Genomic DNA, 23,339 nt, shown 5'->3' with positions numbered 1-23,339 from the left:
CATGTCTCAGTTTTATCTGGTCGCCCCCTCAGGCTACTGCACCAACCAGCAGGCCGCGGCCCGCGGCGTCAGCCGTCTGCAGGAAGCCGGACACCAGGTGATGCATCAGCAGGTCATTACCCGCCGACAGCAGCGCTTTGCCGGGACTGAGCAAGAACGCCTGAGCGATATCAACCAGCTCGCTACCCTCAGCGGCAGCAACCGCATCGTGATGCCGGTGCGCGGCGGCTACGGCGCCAGCCGCCTGCTGCCGCACATCGACTGGCAGGGCTTAACCGCGCGCCAGCAGCGCGACCCGCTGCTGATCTGCGGCCACAGTGATTTCACGGCGATCCAGCTGGGTCTGCTGGCAAAGGGTAGCATAATCACCTTCAGCGGGCCGATGCTGGCAGGTCACTTTGGTGCGGAAACGCTGGACCCGTTCACGGAATTTCACTTCTGGCAGGCGCTGAGCAGCCCGGAGTTTACCCTCGAATGGCACGGCGACGGTCCGGAGTGCCGCGCGCAGGGCACGCTGTGGGGCGGCAACCTGGCGATGCTCACCTCGCTTATCGGCACCCCGTGGCTGCCGCAGATTACCGACGGCATTTTGGTCGTGGAAGATATCAACGAGCACCCGTTCCGCGTCGAGCGTATGCTGCTGCAGCTGCTGCATAGCGGCATTCTTGCGCGCCAGCGGGCGATTATCCTCGGCAGCTTCAGCGGAGCCGCGCCCAACGATTACGACGCCGGGTACGATTTAGCGGCGGTTTACGCATACCTGCGCGCGCAGCTCGCGATTCCGCTGATCGACGGCCTGGATTTCGGCCACGAGCAGCGCACCGTCACCCTGCCGCTTGGCGCGAGGGCGCTGCTGGTGAACAATTCGGCCACCACCACCTTAACGCTGAGCGGCCATCCGGTGCTGACAGAATAAAATTTTCCGTGACACATTTCCGGATCCCCCGCAGATGGTTAATATGATGTCAAATTATCAAAATCTTCATACTCGTAAGGAGTACATGAACATTGGATGCCGGTGCGGTTATTAGTCTGTTTATTCTGGGTTCTGTATTAGTAACCTGTAGCATTTTATTGAGTTCCTTTTCCTCACGTCTCGGCATTCCGATTCTGGTCATTTTCCTGGCTATCGGGATGCTGGCGGGCGTTGACGGTATCGGCGGCATCCCTTTTGACAACTACCCTTTCGCCTATATGGTGAGTAACCTGGCGCTGGCGGTGATCCTGCTGGACGGCGGGATGCGCACCCAGGCCAGCTCCTTTCGCGTGGCGCTGTGGCCGGCGCTTTCGCTGGCCACCGTCGGGGTGCTGATCACCTCCTGCCTCACCGGGCTGATGGCGGCGTGGCTGTTTCACCTCAACCTGATTGAAGGGATGCTGATCGGCGCGATTGTCGGCTCAACCGACGCCGCGGCGGTGTTCTCCCTGCTCGGCGGCAAGGGCCTGAACGAACGCGTCGGCTCGACGCTGGAGATCGAATCCGGCAGCAACGATCCGATGGCGGTGTTCCTGACCATCACGCTTATCGAGATGATTCAGCAGCACCAAACCGGCCTGAGCTGGATGTTTGCGGTCCACATCGTGCAGCAGTTTGGCCTCGGGATCGTCATTGGTCTCGGCGGCGGCTACCTGCTCCTGCAGATGATAAACCGCATCGTGCTGCCTACCGGTCTCTATCCGCTGCTGGCGCTGAGCGGCGGAATTATGATTTTCGCCGTCACCACCTCGCTGGACGGCAGCGGCATCCTGGCGGTCTATCTGTGCGGTTTCCTGCTCGGCAACCGGCCGATTCGCAACCGTCACGGCATTCTGCAAAACTTCGACGGCCTGGCGTGGCTGGCGCAAATCGCCATGTTCCTGGTGCTCGGCCTGCTGGTGACGCCGTCCGACCTGTGGCCCATTGCGATCCCGGCGCTGCTGCTCTCGATGTGGATGATTTTTATCGCCCGTCCGCTGTCGGTTTTCGCCGGCCTACTGCCATTTCGCGGGTTTAACCTGCGCGAGCGGATATTTATCAGCTGGGTGGGATTACGCGGCGCGGTACCGATTATTCTCGCCGTCTTTCCGATGATGGCCGGCCTTGAGAATGCGCGGCTGTTCTTCAACGTCGCCTTCTTCGTGGTGCTGGTCTCGCTGCTGCTGCAGGGGACCTCGCTGTCGTGGGCGGCGAAAAAAGCCAAAGTGGTGGTCCCGCCGGTGGGCTGGCCAATTTCCCGGGTCGGGCTGGATATTCATCCGGAAAATCCGTGGGAGCAGTTCGTCTATCAGCTTAGCGCGGATAAATGGTGCGTCGGCGCGGCGCTGCGCGATCTGCATATGCCGCCGGAAACGCGCATTGCCGCCCTGTTTCGCGATAACGCGCTGCTGCATCCCACCGGCAGCACCCGCCTGCTGGAAGGCGATATTCTGTGCGTTATCGGCCGCGAGCGCGACCTGCCCGCGCTGGGTAAAATGTTCAGCCAGTCGCCGCCGGTGGCGCTCGATCAGCGCTTCTTCGGTGACTTTATTCTTGACGCCAGCGCTAAGTTTGCCGACGTCGCGCAAATTTACGGCCTCGACGGCGGGGAAGAGTATCGCGATCGCCAGCAGTCGCTGGGCGACGTTGTGCAGCACCAGCTCGGGGCCGCGCCGGTGGTGGGCGACCACGTTGAGTTTGCCGGAATGGTATGGACGGTCGCAGAAAAAGAAGAGGACCACGTTCTGAAGGTCGGGGTGCGCGTTGCGGAAGATGAGGCGGAGTGAGCCGCCTCACGAGAAGTTACACGGTCACAACGGGAACGCGCGGCGCCAGGGCGCACATCAGCTCATAGCCGACGGTGCCGCTGGCGGCGGCAACATCGTCGATTTTAACCTCTTTGCCCCACAGTTCGACCGGCGCGCCGATCCCGGCCTGTGGGCAAGGCGTTAAGTCTACCGCCAGCATATCCATCGAGACGCGCCCCACCAGCGTGGTGCGCACGCCGTCAACCAGCACCGGCGTTCCAGCCGGCGCGATGCGCGGATAGCCGTCGGCATAGCCGCAGGCCACAATGCCAATCCGCTGCTCTTGCGTCGTCCGGTAGAGGCCGCCGTAGCCCACCGCCTCGCCCGCCTTCAGGTTCTGCACGGCGATAATCTCGCTGCTGAGGGTCATGACCGGCTTCAGGCCGCTGTTGGCGATGTCCTGCCACTGGCCGGACGGCGACGCGCCGTACAGCACGATCCCCGGCCTGACCCAGTCAAAATGCGCTTCCGGGTGCCACAGCGTCGCCGCCGAATTCGCCAGCGAGCGCGAGCACGCCAGCCCTTCCGCCGCCTGCTCGATGCGGCGCATCGGCTCAACGATCCCCTGCGGGTTTTCCGCGTCGGCAAAGTGCGACATCAGCGTCATCTCGCTGACGTTGCCCAGCGCCCGCAGCTGCTGCCAGACGGTATGGATACGCTCCGGCATAAAGCCCAGCCGGTTCATTCCGCTGTTGACCTTAACGTAAATATCCAGCGGAGCGTGAAGCTTCGCCTGCTGTAGCGCCTTAATTTGCCAGTTGCTGTGCACGCTGGTGGTCAGGCGATACTTATCAAACAGCGCCAGCTCGTCGGCGTGGAAGAAACCCTCAAGCAGCAGAATCGGCCCTTTCCAGCCCTGCTCGCGCAGCAGGATCGCCTCTTCAAGATTCAGCAGCGCAAAGCCATCTGCGCCGCTCAGCGCGTGCCACACGCGCGCCAGGCCGTGACCGTAGGCGTTGGCTTTAACCACCGCCCACAGCCGCGAGCCAGGAGCCGCGCGCCGGACAATCTGTAAATTCTGCCGCAAGGCCGACAAATCAATGCTGGCCAGTACCGGACGGGACATGAAGACTCCTTAGTTGTGAACGCCGTGCAGGTGCTGGGCACGCGCCGGAGTGAAGCCCGGGCTATAGCGGGCGACGGCAAGGTCGTCGTACGGAATAGCCGGAGTGCGACCCGATATTAAATCGCTCAAAAGCTGTCCTGAGCCGCATGCCATGGTCCAGCCGAGGGTGCCGTGCCCGGTATTCAGCCACAGGTTTTTATACGGCGTGCGGCCGACAACCGGCGTGCCGTCCGGGGTCATCGGACGTAAACCGGTCCAGAAGGTCGCCTGCTCTACGTGGCCGCCGCGCGGGAACAGATCGCGTACCACCATCTCCAGCGTTTCGCGACGCGGCTGCAGCAGCTCTTTGTTAAAGCCGACGATCTCCGCCATCCCGCCGACGCGGATCCGCTGGTCAAAGCGGGTAATCGCAATTTTGTATGTCTCATCAAGGATAGTCGATACCGGCGCCCCGTCTTCCTCGGCGATCGGGATCGTTAGCGAGTAGCCCTTCAGCGGGTAGACCGGAATGTCCACCAGCCCTTTCAGCATCGCCGTCGAGTAGGAGCCGAAGGCCATGACGTAGGCATCGCCTTTCACAATTTCATCGCCGCATTTCACGCCGGAGATCTGCTCTCCCTCGTACAGCAGCGCATCAACCGAAGTATTAAAGCGGAAGGTGACGCCCGCCTGCTCCGCCATCGCCGCCAGGCGCGTGGTAAACAGCTGGCAGTCGCCGGTTTCATCGTTCGGCAAACGCAGACCGCCGGTCAGCTTGTGGCTCACCTCGGCTAATGCCGGTTCGACCTCCAGCAGACGTTTCGCCTCCAGCAGCTGGTACGGCACGCCGGCATCTTGCAGCACGGCGATGTCGCGGGTGGCGTTCTCATACTGTTTTTCGGTACGGAAGAGCTGCAGCGTCCCGCCCTGCCGTCCCTCATACTGGATGCCGGTGCTTTCGCGCAGCGCCTTCAGGCAGTCGCGGCTGTACTCCGCCAGACGCACCATGCGGCCTTTGTTTTCCATATAGTGGCGGGTGTCGCAGTTGCGCAGCATCTGCCACATCCATTTGAGCTGGAACTGCGTGCCGTCAAGACCGATCGCCAGCGGCGCGTGGCGCTGGAACATCCACTTGATGGCCTTCAGCGGCACGCCGGGCGCGGCCCAGGGGGCGGCGTAGCCCGGAGAAATCTGTCCGGCGTTGGCGGCGCTGGTCTCTTCCGCCGGCCCCGGCTGACGATCGATAACCGTGACCTGATGTCCCGCCTGGCTCAAATACCACGCACTAGCTACCCCAACCACCCCACTTCCCAGTATGACGACTCGCATAGCGACTCCGTAATAGTTAAAGAACAATCATCTGATTACAAATTGATAACTCAGTTGAAAATATTATTCAACATACGCTTTATTTATGGTGACTAATCTCACACCAAACCGCACCAGCACTGACCCGGTAGATTTACTATCTCCTGCTGCGCTTCATTTTTCCTCAGAATAAAATCCCGCCATAGCGGCTGAATCAGGCCTTTAAGATTGTGAAATCGCGAAGAAAAGAAATTGTCCGCAGGCGCAGTTTGTCGAGCCGTGTTCTATGCTTATTGGGAGGCTCTCCGTATAGAGAGAGTCACCGACAATGAGGGCGCGCTAATGGCTACGATTGATTCCATGAACAGGGACACGACTCGTTTAAGCGATGGACCCGACTGGACTTTTGAACTGCTGGAAACCTACCTCGCCGAGGTTGACCGGGTGGCGAAGCTGTATCGTCTCGACACCTATCCGCATCAGATCGAAGTCATTACTTCCGAGCAGATGATGGATGCCTACTCCAGCGTCGGCATGCCAATCAACTACCCGCACTGGTCGTTTGGTAAGAAATTTATCGAAACCGAACAGGCGTATAAGCACGGCCAGCAGGGGCTGGCCTACGAAATTGTCATCAACTCCAACCCCTGTATCGCCTATCTGATGGAGGAGAACACCATTACCATGCAGGCGCTGGTGATGGCCCACGCCTGCTACGGGCACAACTCCTTTTTCAAGAATAACTACCTGTTCCGCAGCTGGACCGATGCCAGCTCGATCATTGACTACCTGATTTTCGCCCGCAAATACATCACCGAGTGCGAGGAGCGTTACGGCGTTGATGAGGTGGAGAAGCTGCTCGACTCCTGCCACGCGCTGATGAACTACGGCGTTGACCGCTATAAACGTCCGCAGAAAATCTCGCTGCAGGAGGAGAAGGCGCGGCAGAAAAGCCGGGAGGAGTATCTGCAAAGCCAGGTGAATATGCTGTGGCGCACCCTGCCTAAGCGGGAAGAAGAGAAAGCCATCGAAACCGCGCGCCGCTATCCTTCTGAGCCGCAGGAAAACCTGCTCTACTTTATGGAGAAGAACGCCCCGCTGCTGGAGTCATGGCAGCGTGAAATCCTGCGTATCGTGCGTAAGGTGAGCCAGTATTTCTACCCGCAAAAGCAGACCCAGGTCATGAACGAGGGCTGGGCGACGTTCTGGCACTACACGATCCTCAACCACCTGTACGATGAAGGGAAAGTGACGGAACGCTTTATGCTGGAGTTTCTGCACAGCCACACCAACGTTATCTACCAGCCGCCCTACAACAGCCAGTGGTACAACGGGATTAACCCCTACGCGCTGGGCTTTGCCATGTTCCAGGATATCAAGCGCATTTGTCAGTCGCCGACCGAAGAGGACAAATACTGGTTCCCCGACATCGCCGGCTCAGACTGGCTGGAGACGCTGCATTTTGCCATGCGCGACTTCAAGGATGAGAGCTTTATCAGCCAGTTCCTGTCACCGAAAATTATGCGTGATTTCCGCTTCTTTACGGTGCTCGATGATGACCATCATAACTACCTGGAGATTTCCGCCATCCATAACGAAGAGGGGTATCGGGAGATTCGCTCCAAGCTTTCAGCCCAGTACAATCTGAGCAATCTGGAGCCGAATATTCAGGTGTGGAACGTCGACCTGCGGGGCGATCGTTCGCTGACGCTGCGCTACGTGCCGCATAACCGCGTACCGCTGGATAAGGGGCGTCGCGAGGTGCTTAAGCACGTCCATCGCCTGTGGGGATTCGATATCCTGCTGGAGCAGCAAAATGCCGATGGCAGCATCGAACTGCTGGAACGCAGCCCGCCGCGGCAAAACGCGCTGTAAATAGCGGCAAACAAAACGCCCGGCATGATAGCCGGGCGTTTTTTATCTTATCGCGGGTCTTAGCGCATACCGATGACTAAATCACCCGGCAGCGTTTTCTGCATACGATGCCAGATTTCACCGCTGTCATGCCCGTAGCGACGGACGATCTCATAAACCTGCTCGTGCTGCCCCTCTTCACAGACTTTAGCCAGCTGGTGATAGAAGCCCAGCGCCAGGCTGCGCGCTTCCGGATTGGCAAAATAGTGACGGCCAATGCGGGTATAGAGGCCCTTCATGCCGTTGAGGATCAGACCGTAGATCGGGTTGCCGGAGGCAAACGCCAGGCCGCGGAAAATACCGTAATCGAGATCGGCGAAGGCGTCCGCGTGGTCTTCCACCTCACGCGCCGCGGCAAGAACCTGGAGCGCGTTTTCAGGATGCTGACGGAAGGCCGTGCGGATAAAGATAGTGGAGATATTGGTGCGCACCGACAGCAGGTTATCAATCAGTTGCGGGACGCTGTCGTGATCGAGGCGCGCCAGCGTTTCGAGAATATTAAGACCCGACGTTTCCCAGAAGTTGTTCACCTTCGTCGGTTTGCCGTGCTGTATCGTTAACCAACCGTCACGTGCCAGACGCTGCAGAACTTCGCGTAAGGTCGTACGGGTAACACCAATAAGTTCAGAAAGCTCACGTTCGGCGGGGAGAATTGTGCCCGGGGGAAAGCGATTATTCCATATACTTTCAATGATGTACTCTTCCGCGAAGCCCGCAGGGCTCTGCGCCTTAATGACCATAGTAAGATTTCCATTACACAGCGTTGCAAATTCTACTCATCATACCAGAGCAGCTATAGGGCAGATAGCGCCAGGAGGTAATTAAAAGGGGATCGCCGTTTCATTTTGAGATTTTGCTCCTGGTACTTGATGAAACCGGGCGCGAGGCGAACCAGGTTGCTACCCTTTTTACTCAACTGTTAGTCTTGCAAATAGTTATACGTAAAATCATGTCAATATTTGACGGGGAAGGATGTCTGTCGTGGAAATGTCTTATGGTCGCGCCCTGTGGCGTAATTTTCTTGGCCAGTCTCCGGACTGGTATAAGCTCACCTTAATTGTCTTCTTAATCCTTAACCCGCTGCTGTTCTGCTTCAATCCGTTTGTCGCCGGCTGGCTGCTGGTTGTTGAGTTTATTTTTACCCTGGCGATGGCGCTCAAATGCTACCCGCTGCTGCCCGGCGGCCTGCTGGCTATCGAAGCGGTATTTATCGGGATGACCAGCGCGGAGCATATTCGCGATGAGATCGCCGGCAACCTCGAAGTGCTCCTGCTGCTGATATTTATGGTGGCGGGGATCTACTTTATGAAGCAGCTGCTGCTGTTTATCTTTACCCGTCTGCTGCTGGGTATCCGCAGCAAAATGCTGCTGTCGCTGGCCTTTTGTCTGGCGGCGGCGTTCCTCTCCGCCTTCCTCGATGCGCTAACCGTGGTGGCGGTGGTGATTAGCGTCGCGGTTGGATTCTACGGTATTTATCATCGCGTGGCCTCCGCGCGGCCCGACGATCGCGATCTGCTGGACGATAGCCATATCGATCCGCACTATCGCGACGTACTGGAGCAGTTCCGCGGCTTTTTGCGTAGCCTGATGATGCACGCGGGCGTGGGTACCGCGCTGGGCGGCGTGATGACCATGGTTGGCGAACCGCAAAACCTGATCGTCGCGAAAGCCGCCGGATGGCACTTTGCCGGATTCTTCTTGCGCATGGCGCCGGTGACGCTGCCGGTCATCGTCTGCGGCCTGCTCACCTGCCTGCTGGTGGAGAAGTTCAGGCTGTTCGGCTACGGCGAACCGCTGCCGCCCGCGGTGCGTAAGGTTCTGCAGGATTATGACGATCGCAGCCGGCGCCAGCGCAGCCGTCAGGATCGCCTGCGGCTTATCGCCCAGGGGATTATCGGTATCTGGCTGATTACCGCGCTGGCCCTGCATCTGGCGGAAGTCGGCCTGATCGGTTTATCGGTGATTGTGCTGGCCACTACCTTCTCCGGCGTGACCGATGAGCACGCTATTGGTAAAGCCTTTACCGAGGCGCTGCCGTTCACCGCGCTACTGACGGTCTTTTTCGCCGTGGTCGCGGTGATTATCGACCAGCGCCTGTTCTCCCCGGTGATCCAGTTCGTGCTGCAGGCGTCGCCGCACGCCCAGCTGTCGCTGTTCTATTTGTTTAACGGCCTGCTGTCATCCATTTCCGATAACGTCTTCGTTGGCACGGTCTATATCAATGAGGCCAAAACGGCGCTCCAGCAGGGAGCCATCAGCCTGCCGCAGTTTGAGCTGCTGGCCGTCGCGATTAATACCGGGACCAACCTGCCTTCGGTCGCCACGCCTAACGGGCAGGCGGCGTTCCTGTTCCTGCTGACCTCCGCGCTGGCGCCGTTGATTCGCCTCTCCTACGGGCGAATGGTATGGATGGCGCTGCCTTACACCATCGTGATGACCCTGGTCGGGCTGCTGGGCGTTGAGTTTACGCTGATGCCAGCGACGCAGTGGATGCTCGAACAGGGCTGGCTTGTGACGCCGCAGCTTCCCTGAAGCTGACGCGATATCGGCACATCCGCAACCCGCCACCGGATGTGCAATATTTTTACGTAATATTTTCGGACTAGCTGCTGGCGTCGGTTCGGTTTTCGTTTACACTGCCATGATTTAGCATGTTTCAGGGAAAAGACTATGTTGCGATATTTAAACCAGTGCTCAAGGGGACGCGGAGCCTGGCTCCTGATGGCGTTCACCGCTTTCGCTCTTGAGCTGGTTGCGCTGTGGTTCCAGCACGTTATGTTGCTGCAGCCTTGCGTAATGTGTATTTACGAACGCTGTGCGCTATTAGGCATTATGGGAGCCGGTATCGTCGGCGCCATCGCACCGAAAACGCCGCTGCGCTATGTGGCGCTGGTTATCTGGCTCTATAGCGCGCTGCGGGGGCTGCAGCTGGCATGGGAACATACCATGATTCAGCTTCACCCTTCTCCGTTCCAGACCTGCGATTTTGCCGCCCGCTTCCCAACGTGGCTGCCGCTGGATAAGTGGCTGCCGCAGATGTTCGTGGCCAGCGGCGACTGTTCCGTGCGTCAATGGGAGTTTCTGACGCTGGAGATGCCGCAGTGGCTGGTGGGGATCTTTGCCGCCTACCTGGTTGTGGCGGTGCTGGTTGTGATTGCTCAGCCGTTCAAACCTAAAAAACGCGATCTGTTCGGTCGCTAATCCCGTCGCGGTGAAGTCGCGCCGCCGAGAGCAAAGCCTGTCAGTGAAACCGCTGGCAGGTTTTTTTTTGCCCCATCCCGTATTCTCTCCACGATGCTGAACGTTCGCTGATGAAAAGGCGCAGCGAAGGCGCATGTTCCGCCTGAGGTTCGGGTCGGCAGCATAGCGCCTTTGCGCGTTTTTTCTCTCCCGCGAGTTGACGTTCGCCCCTATAAGTTGCATATTAAATGCATCTTATTCGCGTCCGCTAAGGAGCTCACGATGTCTCACCTGCGTATTCCGGCTAACTGGAAAGTTAAACGCTCCACCCCCTTCTTTACCAAAGAGAACGTACCTGCCGCCCTGCTCACCCACCACAACACCGCCGCCGCCGTTTTCGGCCAGCTTTGCGTGATGGAAGGGACGGTAACTTATTATGGTTTCGCTGATGAACAGGCGACAGAGCCGGAGGTCAAAGTGGTGATTAACGCCGGGCAGTTTGCGACCAGCCCGCCTCAGTACTGGCATCGCATCGAATTAAGCGACGATGCCCAGTTCAATATCAACTTCTGGGTTGAAAATGACGCCGACGGCGAAAACGGGCTGTTCCACAGCAAAAAGTCGTAACCCCGCCTGCCGATGGCTGATAACAGAAAACCCGCCGGTGGCGGGTTTTCTGTTTTAGCCGTTCTGTCTGGCGCGGCGGGCAGCGAGCGGCTACTGCGCCCAGTCAGGCTTGTTTAAAATAGGCGGCAGTATTTTTTGGTTCTGGGTTTTTATCTGGAGCATCTAGGTATATTTTAATAAGTTACCGCAGACGATTTCGCCTCCTGTGTTTTAATGTGGGGCGTCTGCGGTGCTTTTATGCCCCATGCATGCCCCATCTTCAAATAGGGCAATCGTCCCGACGCAGATCGTTAACAGAAAATGTGACGACGCCATAAACCTCAACACCTTCCCCCTCTATCGCCTCCCCATCACGGGTAATGAACGATTGCCCTTGCAGCCGGCCAAAATCTGTCATCCCGTCGTAGCGGATCAGGACGAAATCTCCCGGCTGCGGACGTAGCGACATATCTAAAATGGCATAGCCGGAATCTGTTTTGATGATTTTGGAGTTGGCATTCACGCGGCACAGTTTTGTGACGGTGAGAGTGTCCTCTACATAATCAGCTGCTGGCGACGAAAAACCCATCAGAGCACCCTCCCCATATTGCGAAGCATCCAGAGCTTGTTTTCACTATCGTCCGTGGTTTTATCGACGAAATACGTCTGGTTGCGCTCTATCCACTGGTTAGCCTCACGGCCGGAGAAATGAACGCCTCTTTTCTGCAGTGCGCAGATAACTAAACCCCTTTGGGTTGCGAGAAATAGAGGCCTCGAATGCCTCTCTGATCTTTGAATAGCGGAGCATGACGCCTCCTTAATTACACTGGTTTTATATACAGTATATTCATACGCCGCATTCTTCAACATCGGTTACGCCTATCAATTTTTATTACAGTCGTAACATGTTGATGGTGCGGATTAGCTCGCCGGAAAATATTTGTAGATCGTCTTCACCCCTACCCCGATCACATCAGCCACCTGCTGCCGGGTGTCGCCGTTCTCAAGTAGTCGCCGCCCTCTATCTACTCTCTGGGATGTCAGTATCAGGCCATCTCAGTCTGTTCGGCCGAACACTCTTTCCGCGACTAACTTTTTAGAATTAACTTCACTTAAAATTATTCTAAAATAATCTTTAAAAAAAAGGTTTGATTAGTCTATAGTTTTTTATTGTATCCACTAAGGACTTTCCCACGTGATAGTTACCAAATCATTTTTGAGTATAATTGACTTTGAACAAAGATTTATATTATATATTAATGTATGCATATATTAATACCATTTGCTATTAACTTCTATGATAAAAGGATTAGCCATGAGTGATAAACCGATAGTATTCATTGCTTCTTCATCGGAAGCCATTCGAGTCGCAGAGGCGGTTCATATAAAACTAGAGCAGGAAATGAGTGTAACAAATTGGGAAAATGCTTTTGATTTATCATCGGTAACCATAAGCACACTTATACAGAAGACAAAGTCTGTGGACTATGCCATATTTGTTTTCCATCCAGATGACAAGATATTTATTAGAAATGAAGAATATAGCTCAACAAGAGACAATGTAGTTTTAGAACTAGGAATGTTTATTGGTGCTTTAGGGTTAGAAAAATGTTTTATTTTAGTACCCAAAACAGTAATGTCTAATTTCCGCCTACCAAGCGATCTTGCAGGTGTAACAACCAGTTCTTACAACGATGAAGAAGTTAAATTAACTGATGCTGTCACAGGAAGTTGCGCCAAAATTAAACAATCAATTAGAGATCTAGAGGCAAGTAAGGTTAAGACGGAAAATACTGGTGAAATTCACACATTAAGGGAGGAACTTAACGACGCACAATCAAAGATATGGCACATGACTCATGATTTGCAACGCGCAAATACAGAAGTGCAATTCTCTCAAGGGGCTATACGAGATTTCTTCTTTTCAATTGCGAAACCTGCAACCCCTGCAGAAATTAAAAATTGGGAGGATGGCGCAAAGATTAGTCAACTTAAAGATATAAAGATAGAATTAGGGGCGGTTTATTTTGTCAACAAAGATGTAATAATCCCACAATTGTACGGAGCCCATTCAATATCAGTAATCATTGATAATGATGTAAAGGTCTATGGAATTGATAGATTTAGTCATAATAGAATATATTACATGGATGGATTCAGAACCGATAAAACATGGTGAAAAAATTCCTTTTCCAGTGATACTTTAACCAAAGGGTTTTGCATGTCAAATATTATACTTTTAGGAGCAGGGGCTAGTTATGGGTCAGGTGATACCATTCCTTACCCACCACCACTAGGGGGTCATTTATTTAAAAACCTAGAGAGTTTAGGAGGCATAGCCTCGACTTTGCCAGAGGAATTGAAATTAGTATTCATAGATAACTTTGAAAAAGGAATGTTAGAATTCCATAATAGATACCCATCAAAAACCATGCAATTCCAAAGAGAGCTCGCAGGATATTTAGCTAGATTTACCCCTCTAGACACAAACCATTACGCTAGATTAATAAAATCCATAAACCCGCACAGAGTCATTTATAGCAGCATAAATTACGACCTACTCTTTGAAATATCAGCAGCAGCACAAGGACTTTCAACAGTTTATTCAAATGAAAAAGTAAAAAAAACAATTAGGATGCTTAAAATTCATGGCTCAAGCAATTTTTGGCCAGATTTAATGGGGGCACAAATAAGAGGTTCAACATTCATAAGTAATGGTGAGGCCGAAATAGAGGCTGGGGTGCAAGCACTTAATCAAAAAGACACTATCACGCGAGCTGTCGAGGAAGATAGTGTCGCCCCGGCAATTTCTCTTTATGCAGAAGGAAAGCAAGTTAGAGTTTGTCCGTCCTTTGTTACAGTGCAACAGGAAATGTGGAGACAGTCCGTTAAACTTGCCCCAAAAATATTCATCGTCGGAGTAAAAATAAACCTTATTGACTCTCATATCTGGGATGTTATATCAGAATCAAAGGCTACAATTTATTATTTCGGATTACACAATGATAGACACGACTTTGAATCCTGGAGGGAAAACAGAAAATTAAAAAACTGCTATTTCCGAGAGTCGAAATTTGATGAATCAATCGGGTTAATGAAGAAATTAATGTAATTAAACCTCCTATTTATAAACAACAAACGCTTTTTTATTAAATGTTTATTTTTCGACATTTATCATACTAACAAGACACCTAAATACTCATCCAGCACCATTATTTGCTCCTGCGCCTGGCTGAAGATATCTCCATTCAGCCAAGTGATAGGGAATGAACGGTTGACCTACCCCCTGCGCAGGGTGAACCCCAGAAGAAACGCAGCCACAAGCACAGCAATCCAGTCGCTTTCCCCCAAAATCATACGGAATATCATTCCCCACGTAAAAACGGTCAGCACGGAACTACATTTCCGGATACTCCAGCCAATAACCCATGTAGACATAAATCACCTGCATAACAGATACCGCCATCCGTGGCGGTTAAGATTAAATTATTCCCTTCAATGCTGGGTATTCTATTAACAGCGCTTCTCTGGCTGTCATTCCTGCAATACAGTAGTAAAACCACATAGCCGGATAATCGACGAAAAGAGGATGGTCGGTATCGGGGTCTTCTACCAGCCTGTAATCAGAAAGCGCGAGCCCCGCATTGCTGACAATATCGATTAGCTCCTGGAAAAACTCTTCTTTTGTTTTCATGAAATCAATGCCCGTGAAGTTCTGTATACATTGGACTTATCAGACCATGAAGACGCCAGCGCACCGTTTTCCCTGATGAGTGAAAGTGTTAAATCCGTGTGCGTTGCAGTTGAAACTATAGGCCTTCCTGAGACTGAATACAGGTCGAGTTTGTCGAGGATTGACTGGTTTTGTCCGCCAGATATCCTTAGCGCCGCCCCGCCTCCCGAGCCGGTGTTCCAGATGCGGGCCTTACCAATGCTAAAGTTAACACTGGCGACCAGCGAGAGGGTATCACCAGACCCTTTGTTCTCCGCTTCCAAAACAGAGAGGTGAACACCAGAGCCCACACCCACATTCACCAGAACAGAGGATGTTGTCCCCGTGCACTTCAACTTGCCATGGAAAAGATTGGCGCTTCCCAGGTAAATCGCAGACTCATCCGTCCCTTTATGGACAAACTCCACGTTATCCATTTCGAAAATAAGGTTGCAAATTTTGTAACCGATAAATGTCGTGTCTGAAATTTTGAATCTTGTAAGTGGGTTATTGGGCATCAGTACAGGATAAGAGTCATAACTCTCAAACTTACTGGCCCCGTCAATAGCGAAGTCAGTGAACGAAGAACTTCCGCCAAACCACAACGCTGTGCCCTTCGCTTTAATATCGAAGTTTGACAACTTAATGTCGCTGCATGACGTGTAAAACCCAACCCCATAGCGAGAATAAGGAGAATCCCCCTGAATATTACTTGCCGTCACACCCGATGCGAAATCAAACCATGCCGCAGCACCAGAAAAATTTCTGGCCTGAAAGTTTGTTGCAGTCACTCCCTTAACCCTGGCCAGAGTGAAAGTACCGGTACCATCGGCGCCAATATAGTTAACATCCCCATAGAGCATCCCTATCCAGTCTGATTCACAGTCGCTCATATTGAGGCCAATATGAACAGTATCAGCCCCTGTGTATCTGACATCAATTGAATCAGCACAGCAGTATTCAGCCAGGTTGTGGCTTATGAATGCAACGCTATAGTTTGGATGAGGGCCGGGTTGAATCCCGCTTTGTCCGCAGTATCGCTGCGTACAATGGTCAATGTGGACGTTGCTGGCACCGTACCAGTTAATGCCATTTCTCCCGACATCATGAAATTGACTGTAGAAAATGTACATACCAATGACATTGCCGAAATCAAATCCATCACACCCGCCAGATATAATTTTAGAAAGACCAGCATCCCATGCCGCGACTTCGCCGGTATATGCGCCCTCTATACCGAAAACACGTACCTTGCGGACGTTAAAGAATACAAAGGCCGATGCTTTTGCCCTACTGGTTTCGGTACCACCGCCTTTGACAAAAAGTAGTGTAAGGTTATCACCACCGACATCTGCGCGTACTGCCTCATAGGTAGATTCAATAGTAATGCCTTCGATTGTGACACCCGGATTAGTAATAAAAAACGCCGGATACGGGCTGGCTCGGTCTGATGTACTCCATGCCCATTCTTCTCCCGTGGTACAAATTATTTTGCCGTTGCCAATGATTTTAATATTCGCGGCTGGCGTAATATTGGGTTCACAAAGATAGTCGTGACTGAGTAAAACGGTTGCCCCTTCAACAGACATTACATCTCTAATCGCTGAGGTATCATTAGCTATACCATTACCAAGGGCCCCGCGCATTTCTGGAGTTTTAAAACCCAGCCCACCAATCAGGCTGGCCCCAGTTAAGGCTGCCATATTTTGACGAAGCGTATCACCATCCATCAGAACGAAGTGAGCCACATCATTCGCAAAACTGGTTGCGTTGGTACCGGTCGTCGTAAATCCAACATCCGTGGTGGCATTCAGGCGATAATACTGATTGTCGTAGCGGATATACTGATTACGTGCACTGAACTGGAAGGGGCCGTCTTCATAGTCACCGAGGAACACGTAGCCGGACGAAAGAAGGAACTGCTGAAACTGATCTGTCCTTTCTTGTTGTGCTGCATTGAACTTGTTATTTCGCCCGGTATTGGTCAGGCGTTTCACATCAAGGCGATCAGTATAGAAATCGCCAGTACCAGTAACCTCTTCGTCCAGCTTCGCGCCGGCAAATACCGCATTACGAATATCAGTACTGGGTACCGGGACCTTAGTCGGGGTTGGGAGTGGAAATTCTGCCATTGTGCATGTCGCCCTATAAATGGCGCACGAAACCCTCAGAAATGAATCTGACGGTGTGCGCGAAGGTTGGATATTACTGCTGTGCGTTACGGATAAATCGAGTCTGAATATTCTGAGAGGGTTAATGTCTGGGTGTCGTCGCCATTGGGTTTGGCTGTTTCAACGCGCCAGATAGTGGAATTAAGTTCTGTATCGGTGGCGATGAAGTACCGGCTCGCGTTCTGTACCGTCGTCCGGTCATAAATGTTCAGGTCGAAAGCATCAGCTGCAGCCTGAAACGCTTTAGGCTTTCCGGTTACGGGATGTGCGCGCCAGCGGCCGCGATAATTACCGAGGCTATCAGTCATCACCACCCACATATCGCCGAGAGTGAAATCAATGCGCTCTGACGTCGAAAACACATCCCCGCTGCGGGCGGTGATATAGCCGTTCTGCTGCTTGTTGTCGTACATGTCCGGACACTGCACCACTGCGCCGCGGATAACCTGCGTTGAGTCCAGGACTTTCACTGTCATACCGACGCGCGAGAGAAGAACACGGCGCGCTTCCAGCCACGCCCGGTCCTCCGCCTGCGTTTTATTACGACAGCCGTCAAGGCTGATCTGCAGCGCGTTGATGGTCGCGTCCTCAACCTCAATTATCCCGCTCTGGTCAATCTGCAGGTAGATGTACGCTTTTTTATTGGTGAGCGGGTCGACATAGTCCAACGTGACGCCGTCATAGCCGCCGGGCAGTGACATAGTCCATGTGATCTTATACTCGTCCCAGAACATATTTGAGCGCGCAAAAACCGCATCCGGATTCGCAACTTTCTCATCACGCCAGAACGTCAGCACATCGCCGATGTTATTACCGTCGACGCGGGCCACATTGCAGATGGTTTTGATTCGCTCGCCTAAGGAGAGTTTTTCATCCGAGAAGGTGTAATCGAAGTAGCCCAGATCCGGAACGGTTATCGAGTCGGCGATCGCGTACAGCGTTGCGACATCAATACTCGAAACGTCCTGCCGGCCGATCACAATCCACTCGTGCAGAACCGCGTCGGCAAAAGACCGGCTCGGGCGCAACGTGTAGTCAATCAGGCCGGTTGCGCGGTCATAGCTGATGGTATGGCGCTGCGCGAGCATGTTGTATTTCTGTTCGCGGTTGCTGTTGCTGTTGTTCGGCCCCTTTATCGTGACTTTGGCGATAGTGTCGTCAGGATAGACCACGTTTTCACGCACATTCACCGCATGGATCGCCATCAGCGTGACAACGTTGCCGTCATTGCTGTTATCCAGGCGCTCAATCGTCACAGCGTACCGCCCGGCACCGGCGGCCGGGATATATTTGTGTGAGGTGCGGAAATACCGCGTCGAAATCTGATAGTCGTTATCGAAGAAGTAATCGTACTGCTCGGAAGTACCCGGCACCTGGTTGTTACTATCGTCGACCTTCCAGAAACGGATACGATAGCGAGTTGTCCCGGCAGTTGCTCCCAACTGAACCATGACATGCACCCAGACCTGAGACGAATCAAGCGGCGAGACGGCCGGGCCAATCACCAGTGGGGTCTGGTCGTTCAGGGTGAACAGCGTCGAATTTATTATTGCGTCTGCCGGCAGCGTGGTGATTTCCCCGATCATATCTCCGAGATAAAACGTCGTGTATGACAAGGTGTCTGTGCCGATGAAACTTTCAGAAAAGACAATGTTCCCGCTGCCGGTTACGTTGCGGGTAACCGTCCCTCCGCTGGCATTCCACGTAGCGTTGATAACAAACGTCACGGGATGCGGGACGGTCAGCGCAGCGAAGTACGTGAAGTTGTCATCGTTAGAGAGCACCGTCGCCTTGAGCTGGTTGCTCTCTATCACCATCGCCGTCGGCGCTGTCGTCGTCGCGGTCTGGGCCGGGAAATCGTCGCTTTCATTCAGGCCCGGCACTTCTTCATTATCGACATCATCGAACTGATATCCGACCTCAATAGTCCCTATGGTGATGCCTGGGTTGAACGTCTGGTAGCTGGCGCCGGCCAGGCTGCCGAGATTCGATTCTGAGTAGCGCACCGATGAAATGGTATATTTCCCGTAGCCGACTTCAAACCACTCAGTGATGTATTTGTTGTTGTCGATAAACTCAAACAGCGCCTGCTGAATCAGGTCAGGAAATACGCGACACTGGCCGTAAATATTCGGGCGCCCCTTATAAAGCCGCGCCCGGTTAGTTTGCCCTGTTGCGTCGTTGTTCGGGGACTCGCCGGTTGAAATGGAGGGTGACGATGCGCTCTGCTGCCCGGTGATTCCCGCCAGCACCTTCTTGGTGAAGCGGATCGGGTTAAGATGCTCTATCGGATTGAGCAGGGTCTTTATCAGCCCGCCACCTTCTGGCTGGTCAAATACCGCAACGACATCGCCAGCGCGCAGCGGACAGGACAGGTCAAAATCATCATCCAGCTTACGGCCGTTGAGCTTAACCACGACATTGTTATGCAGCTTCAGCTTGTCGAGCAAGGCGATCAGTTGAGTGCCAGGCTCTTCCGTTCCGCGTTGCTTAGGTGCGCCCGGCAGGCGCTGCAGCTCATATCGAACCATGCACCAGATACTCCACTTTGTTATAGATTTTCTGAAGGATGACGGCGCTGTCCGTGCGGACAAAACCGAACTCGCCGCGGGAGTGCAGGCATTTCCCCGGATTAATCATCACGCCGACGTGCGCCGGCTGATTGCCGTAATAGAACACCGCAAGGCAGCCGGAAACTGGCACCGGGACCCGGCGCCAGTGTTCGAGTTCTTCTTCGTAGCAGGTGATGAAATCTGAGCCAGACTCGTAGCCCGCGACGTGATGGAGCTCCAGACCCAGAACATGCCGGTAATACAACACCACGAGTCCCCAACAATCCAACTCATCAAAGGTGCAGGCGCGGTTAGCCCAGGGCTTGCCATTAACCAGCCCGATAAATTCGCTCTGTGTCATACGGTAATCAGCCCAGGGTAGTCTTTCGTGGTGTAAATGATGGGGTTGGCCAGCGTAAGCGGGTTGGTCTTGCCAGAATTCACGGTGACATTGCTGCCATCTGCGCCGACGTCTTTCACAAACAGCGACCAGGTCTTCATAGGCGTAGCGTCACCGATCGCATTCCATTGCTGGTATTTGCAGGTAATGGGCGTCATGCGCCCGGCGCCGGTCCAGCTCTTAAGCGTGTTCCTGACGTCCTCGGCGCCCTGCAGGAACGTGATAGCCATTGTGATGATGGCCGATCCGTTCTGCGTGGGCTCTGTAATTTCGAAGGCCGCAGTCTGGTAAACGTTCCCGCCGAACGTCGCTTCACGAAACAGCTTATTGACCACTCGGTAATAGCCGAACGCCGGGTGATAAAACTCGACGGTCTGCTTGATATCGCTGGCCGGACGGCGCTCTTTCCACTCTCTTAACGTTGGCATCAGTCGGCCCTCGGCATAACAGCAGTGACCAGATAATCCAGCCAGTAGCCGTAGTTCTCTGGCGCCTCGACTATCCAGTCGTCGTAGTCCTCGGTGATGTCCTCGATACCGTTACAGATGACGCTAGCGGTCCAGGTTACGATGTTCCCGTTTTTGCTGGTCTGTACCGGCATACTGATGAAATGCAGGGTCTGCAGCTGCACGCCCTGCGTATCGCCGAGATCAATCCGCATCTGGAACCAGTTACGGCCACGGTCGCAGTACGTCGGTGAGCGGAGCCACGATTTAAAGCGCTCGGCCTGCTGCAGAGTGAATTTCCACTGCAGAGACCAGGTCGATTTAAGGTCGGTGGTTAGCGGCGTGAAGATGACGGGACCGACCGCCGGCGTCGTCGTCTGCCAGGCGGTATCCTGTGTCATGTTCTGACTGGCGCGCTGCGGAAGCGGCAGAAGAGCCGGGTATGAAACTGTTGCCACGTTTCCTCCGGGCAATAAAAAACCCGCCGAAGCGGGTTGGTTTTAGTAATCGCCGGTTGCCTGCCGGCGGAGACCGAAAGCACCTTGCATCTCGGACGATATTGGGCCACCGCTTTGTATATCGGTGATTATGATATCTGTCACCATTTGCCCTCCATTCTGGCTGCTGCGCGTATCAACGCTTACCCCGCTGGCATAGTTGTAAACATTGTTCACAACCTGCAGCGAACCGCTGCCACTGCCCTGCAAATCCTTATTGCTGATAACCGATCCATTATCACCTGGGATCATGTACTGGCTGCCATTACTGGCCTTGTAGATTTCAGGCATGCCACCTTCGCCTACCTGGTACATTGAGCCAGCAGATACCGGGCCGCCATTCTTCCTGCCGCCAGCAAGCGTCTTCGACAACGCGAACGCCCCGACAAGCGCAGCGCCACCAATGATAGCAGCAGCACCAAACGAGCCCACAGACGCAACCAAAGCAGCGGGAAGCCATGCTGCCATTGTCGTGCCAGCGGAGGCCGTGCTCGCCGCAGTGGTAGTGGCAATAGCGCCAACCTGCGTGGCCGTAGTGGCTGCAATGGTGGCTTGCTGCACGCTTGCCCCCATAATCGCAGATTTGGCTTGTTGGATACCCATCTGCACGAAGGTATTGATGACGTCGTTCAGGATGGTGCTGCCAATTGAGCGGAGTGCGTCGCTCGCCGACATGCTTCCGGTGATTATTCCGGTTAGCGCATTAGATGCCTGGGCACCAAATGCGTCGACCGCGGCTCCCAGCGCCTCATAGCCCACACTCTGCTGGGTAAATAATGCCCACTGAGCATCAGTCCTTGCTTTTTCATACTGCATGTCAGCTGCATTTTTTAGCGCCAGCGCGTTTTGATGGGCTAATACGCCCTGCTGCTCGAACTGCTGGATAAGCGCCAGTTCCTGAGCGTGTTGATTAGCCAGTTGCTGTACCGGGTCAACCTCAGCCACTGCCTGCTGTGTTGGGTTAACCACCTGCTGGGCGCGTATCTTAGCCAGATTAGCCTGGTGCTGTTGCTCCATCTGCTCAGTAGCTGCGTTGTACTCCTGCAGGTCAATCTTTCCGGCATTCAGTGCCGCTTTCAGGTTCTGCATGGATTCGGTGTAGGATTTATTCTCCGCCTGCTCCGGTATAGCCTTGAGGGCTTCCGTAACACCTCTTGCCGCTGCTGCTGCATCCCATGCTTTAGCGGCGTATTGCCCTGCTTCCTGAATTTGCGCCTGAGTGGCTGCGCTTCCGAGTGACTGTTGCGCGCGTAATATCGCCTGTTCCCGGCTAAGCTCCTGCGTTGAACTGGCTGCAAGCTCTGACTGCTGGCGTAGATTTTCGAGTTTCTGCGCTATAGACTCAGCGGAAGAGGCTGATTGCTTGCTCGTCTTGTTGCTTTCCTTCCGAGCCTCTGTAACCCGGTAGGTTTCAGCGTATTCATCCTGCAAGGCTTTAATCCGCTTCTGATCGGTGACTCCGGCATCAGCTGCATCATATTGGGCTTGAAGGCGCGCCCTTGCTTCCCCCTCTTGTTTGGCGAGAGCTAGCCGGCGCTCTGAAACTTTTACCAAATTATCTTGTTTTGGGTTTGACGAGGTGCCACCAGAAAAGCCCTTACCTACATTTGCGGCATTCTCTGATGCTTTCCCAACTGAATCAAGGTCACCAACTAATGTCGCAGCTTTAGTGCTGAGCGCTGCCAAAGCCGTGTTTTGTTGAGCCCACCCATCCAATCCAAGCCATGCCCATGTGCGAGCACGTTTGCTGTACATTTCACCTGTAGAGGTTAGATCCGCAATTTTCTGCGCAGCGGTCACGGCGCGACCACTTAAGCGGTCAATCGCTGCACTTACGGAATCGATAATGCCAACCATCGTTTTGCTTGCGCCGGTGGCTTCATTCATCTTATCAACAAGGAGAGAGAGTGATACGGTAAGGCTGTTGTTGGCTTGCTCAAGCGTTCTTGGGAGCTTATTAAACTCCTGGTTTACCACCCCCGACTGTTTGGCTATCGCATTGAGTGCTGCTTCTGCAGTTACTTTGCCGGAGAGCATTTCCTGGCGGAGTTGCCCCATTGATATGCCCATGCCGGCAGCAATTTGCCGCGCCAGTTCAGGCATACTTTCCACAATGGAGTTAAATTCCTCAGCGCGAACAATCCCTCCGTCGATTGACTGGCCAAACTGTCGCAATGCACCAGCCATCTCTTCAGCAGAACTCCCCCCAACCCGGCCAATTTTTTGAAGGGTGTCGGTCAGGAAAAGGATCTGACTATTGGTGGCACCGGTCGCTTTTAGAGATGATGTTAATTTTTCCCACAGGTTTTGCGTATCCTGCAGGCTTGCTCCCGTGTTTGAAGCAATCATGGCCAGAGCAGAAAAAGTGGCTCTTGCTTCAGCGGTGCCGGCGGAAAGCCGGGAAATCCTTGCCTGAAGTTGTGTTATGTTATCAGCAACGGTTAAGAATGCCTTTCCATAATCAATGATTAGCGCCACGGAAATTGCACTGGCCACCCCAGAAAGAGCGGATTTCAGCACGCCCATAGTCCCTGACGCCTTTCTTCCTGAGCTATCTAATTTGTCGATGCCAGAACTGGCATTGCGAGCGTCTTTGCCCATGGCATCGAGTACATCCGCTGCTTTTCTGCTACCGGCAATCAGCTTTGCTGTTTCCAGATCAACTTCGTAGTAAATTTCCCCCACTTTTTCGGACATTGATTTTCTCCGGGCGTAAAAAAACCTGCCGAAGCAGGTTTTCAGAAT

The 23,339-nt window shown here is 53.6% G+C and carries 19 protein-coding genes and 2 pseudogenes; 8 read left to right on the top strand and 13 right to left on the bottom strand.

Features of this window, described 5'->3' with window-relative positions; genetic code table 11:
* The first annotated feature begins 1 nt into the window (after position 1).
* Together ldcA and NWP14_RS01725 are read left to right on the top strand one after the other, a co-directional pair.
* Positions 2–916, top strand: coding sequence for a muramoyltetrapeptide carboxypeptidase (gene ldcA, locus NWP14_RS01730; RefSeq protein ID WP_375214664.1), 915 nt, complete (start codon positions 2–4; stop codon positions 914–916).
* 92 nt (positions 917–1,008) lie between these two features.
* Entirely contained in the window at positions 1,009–2,742 is a 1,734-nt protein-coding gene (locus tag NWP14_RS01725) for a potassium/proton antiporter (protein ID WP_133598426.1), read from the top strand.
* A 16-nt stretch (positions 2,743–2,758) separates the two neighbouring features.
* Here NWP14_RS01725 and dadX read toward each other — a convergent pair whose 3' ends face one another.
* Positions 2,759–3,829, bottom strand: coding sequence for a catabolic alanine racemase DadX (dadX, locus tag NWP14_RS01720; RefSeq protein WP_095101793.1), 1,071 nt, complete (start codon positions 3,827–3,829; stop codon positions 2,759–2,761).
* Positions 3,830–3,838: 9 nt separating this feature from the next.
* Complete coding sequence (locus NWP14_RS01715) at positions 3,839–5,137, bottom strand: D-amino acid dehydrogenase (RefSeq protein WP_095101791.1); 1,299 nt, start codon at positions 5,135–5,137, stop codon at positions 3,839–3,841.
* Between the two features lie 321 nt (positions 5,138–5,458).
* On the opposite strand from NWP14_RS01715, the gene NWP14_RS01710 reads away from it, so the two are divergent.
* Complete coding sequence (locus NWP14_RS01710; protein WP_095101789.1) at positions 5,459–6,991, top strand: SpoVR family protein; 1,533 nt, start codon at positions 5,459–5,461, stop codon at positions 6,989–6,991.
* A gap of 59 nt (positions 6,992–7,050) precedes the next feature.
* On the opposite strand, the gene fadR is transcribed toward NWP14_RS01710, so the two are convergent.
* A complete protein-coding gene (gene fadR, locus NWP14_RS01705; protein WP_095101787.1) occupies positions 7,051–7,770 on the bottom strand; it encodes a fatty acid metabolism transcriptional regulator FadR in 720 nt (239 codons plus the stop codon).
* A gap of 241 nt (positions 7,771–8,011) precedes the next feature.
* Here fadR and nhaB point away from each other — a divergent pair, with 241 nt between their 5' ends.
* The 3 genes from nhaB (at position 8,012) to NWP14_RS01690 (ending at position 10,837) form a co-directional block, all read left to right on the top strand.
* Positions 8,012–9,562 carry a sodium/proton antiporter NhaB gene (gene nhaB, locus NWP14_RS01700; protein WP_331834403.1) on the top strand — a complete coding sequence of 517 codons (1,551 nt, stop codon included), beginning with the start codon at positions 8,012–8,014 and terminating at the stop codon, positions 9,560–9,562.
* A gap of 138 nt (positions 9,563–9,700) precedes the next feature.
* Positions 9,701–10,231 carry a disulfide bond formation protein DsbB gene (gene dsbB, locus NWP14_RS01695; RefSeq protein ID WP_095101783.1) on the top strand — a complete coding sequence of 177 codons (531 nt, stop codon included), beginning with the start codon at positions 9,701–9,703 and terminating at the stop codon, positions 10,229–10,231.
* A gap of 261 nt (positions 10,232–10,492) precedes the next feature.
* The gene (locus tag NWP14_RS01690) at positions 10,493–10,837 is read left to right on the top strand and encodes a DUF1971 domain-containing protein (protein WP_375214663.1); all 345 of its coding nucleotides are present in this window, start codon (positions 10,493–10,495) and stop codon (positions 10,835–10,837) included.
* Between the two features lie 259 nt (positions 10,838–11,096).
* Here NWP14_RS01690 and NWP14_RS01685 read toward each other — a convergent pair whose 3' ends face one another.
* The 3 genes and pseudogenes from NWP14_RS01685 to NWP14_RS01675 all read right to left on the bottom strand — a co-directional run.
* Positions 11,097–11,405, bottom strand: a complete 309-nt coding sequence (locus NWP14_RS01685) for a hypothetical protein (protein ID WP_375214662.1) — start codon at positions 11,403–11,405, stop codon at positions 11,097–11,099.
* Positions 11,405–11,624: pseudogene (locus NWP14_RS01680) on the bottom strand (hypothetical protein). Before NWP14_RS01680 ends, NWP14_RS01685 begins: the two are co-directional and overlap by 1 nt.
* 113 nt (positions 11,625–11,737) lie before the next feature.
* Positions 11,738–11,839 (bottom strand): annotated as a pseudogene (locus NWP14_RS01675) (helix-turn-helix domain-containing protein); the annotation flags it as partial.
* Positions 11,840–12,131: 292 nt separating this feature from the next.
* Between NWP14_RS01675 and NWP14_RS01670 the strand changes: the two are divergent.
* Both NWP14_RS01670 and NWP14_RS01665 read left to right on the top strand, forming a co-directional pair.
* Positions 12,132–12,995 (top strand): TIR domain-containing protein, encoded by an 864-nt coding sequence (locus NWP14_RS01670; protein WP_375214661.1) that lies wholly within the window; start codon positions 12,132–12,134, stop codon positions 12,993–12,995.
* 42 nt (positions 12,996–13,037) lie between these two features.
* Complete coding sequence (locus NWP14_RS01665; RefSeq protein WP_375214660.1) at positions 13,038–13,928, top strand: hypothetical protein; 891 nt, start codon at positions 13,038–13,040, stop codon at positions 13,926–13,928.
* 369 nt (positions 13,929–14,297) lie between these two features.
* Here NWP14_RS01665 and NWP14_RS01660 read toward each other — a convergent pair whose 3' ends face one another.
* From NWP14_RS01660 to NWP14_RS01630, 7 genes are all read right to left on the bottom strand, one after another.
* The gene (locus NWP14_RS01660) at positions 14,298–14,510 is read right to left on the bottom strand and encodes a hypothetical protein (protein ID WP_375214659.1); all 213 of its coding nucleotides are present in this window, start codon (positions 14,508–14,510) and stop codon (positions 14,298–14,300) included.
* A complete protein-coding gene (locus NWP14_RS01655) occupies positions 14,507–16,660 on the bottom strand; it encodes a hypothetical protein (RefSeq protein ID WP_375214658.1) in 2,154 nt (717 codons plus the stop codon). The genes NWP14_RS01660 and NWP14_RS01655 overlap by 4 nt, the downstream gene beginning before the upstream one ends.
* An 86-nt stretch (positions 16,661–16,746) precedes the next feature.
* Entirely contained in the window at positions 16,747–19,230 is a 2,484-nt protein-coding gene (locus NWP14_RS01650) for a host specificity factor TipJ family phage tail protein (protein WP_375214657.1), read from the bottom strand.
* A complete protein-coding gene (locus NWP14_RS01645; RefSeq protein WP_325989990.1) occupies positions 19,217–19,612 on the bottom strand; it encodes an NlpC/P60 family protein in 396 nt (131 codons plus the stop codon). The genes NWP14_RS01650 and NWP14_RS01645 overlap by 14 nt, the downstream gene beginning before the upstream one ends.
* Positions 19,609–20,079, bottom strand: coding sequence for a hypothetical protein (locus tag NWP14_RS01640; protein ID WP_375214656.1), 471 nt, complete (start codon positions 20,077–20,079; stop codon positions 19,609–19,611). The genes NWP14_RS01645 and NWP14_RS01640 overlap by 4 nt, the downstream gene beginning before the upstream one ends.
* Positions 20,079–20,555: a hypothetical protein gene (locus NWP14_RS01635; RefSeq protein WP_375214655.1), complete on the bottom strand. Its 477-nt coding sequence runs from the start codon at positions 20,553–20,555 to the stop codon at positions 20,079–20,081. Before NWP14_RS01635 ends, NWP14_RS01640 begins: the two co-directional genes overlap by 1 nt.
* A gap of 42 nt (positions 20,556–20,597) precedes the next feature.
* Positions 20,598–23,291 (bottom strand): tape measure protein, encoded by a 2,694-nt coding sequence (locus NWP14_RS01630; RefSeq protein WP_375214654.1) that lies wholly within the window; start codon positions 23,289–23,291, stop codon positions 20,598–20,600.
* Between the last annotated feature and the right edge of the window lie 48 nt (positions 23,292–23,339).

The sequence above is a fragment of the Klebsiella sp. C349492 genome, assembly GCF_042055345.1.
In the GTDB taxonomy this organism is placed as follows: domain Bacteria; phylum Pseudomonadota; class Gammaproteobacteria; order Enterobacterales; family Enterobacteriaceae; genus Klebsiella; species Klebsiella scottii.
Note: the sequence above shows the minus strand (reverse complement) of the source record. Positions and strands in the feature narration are given on the sequence as shown.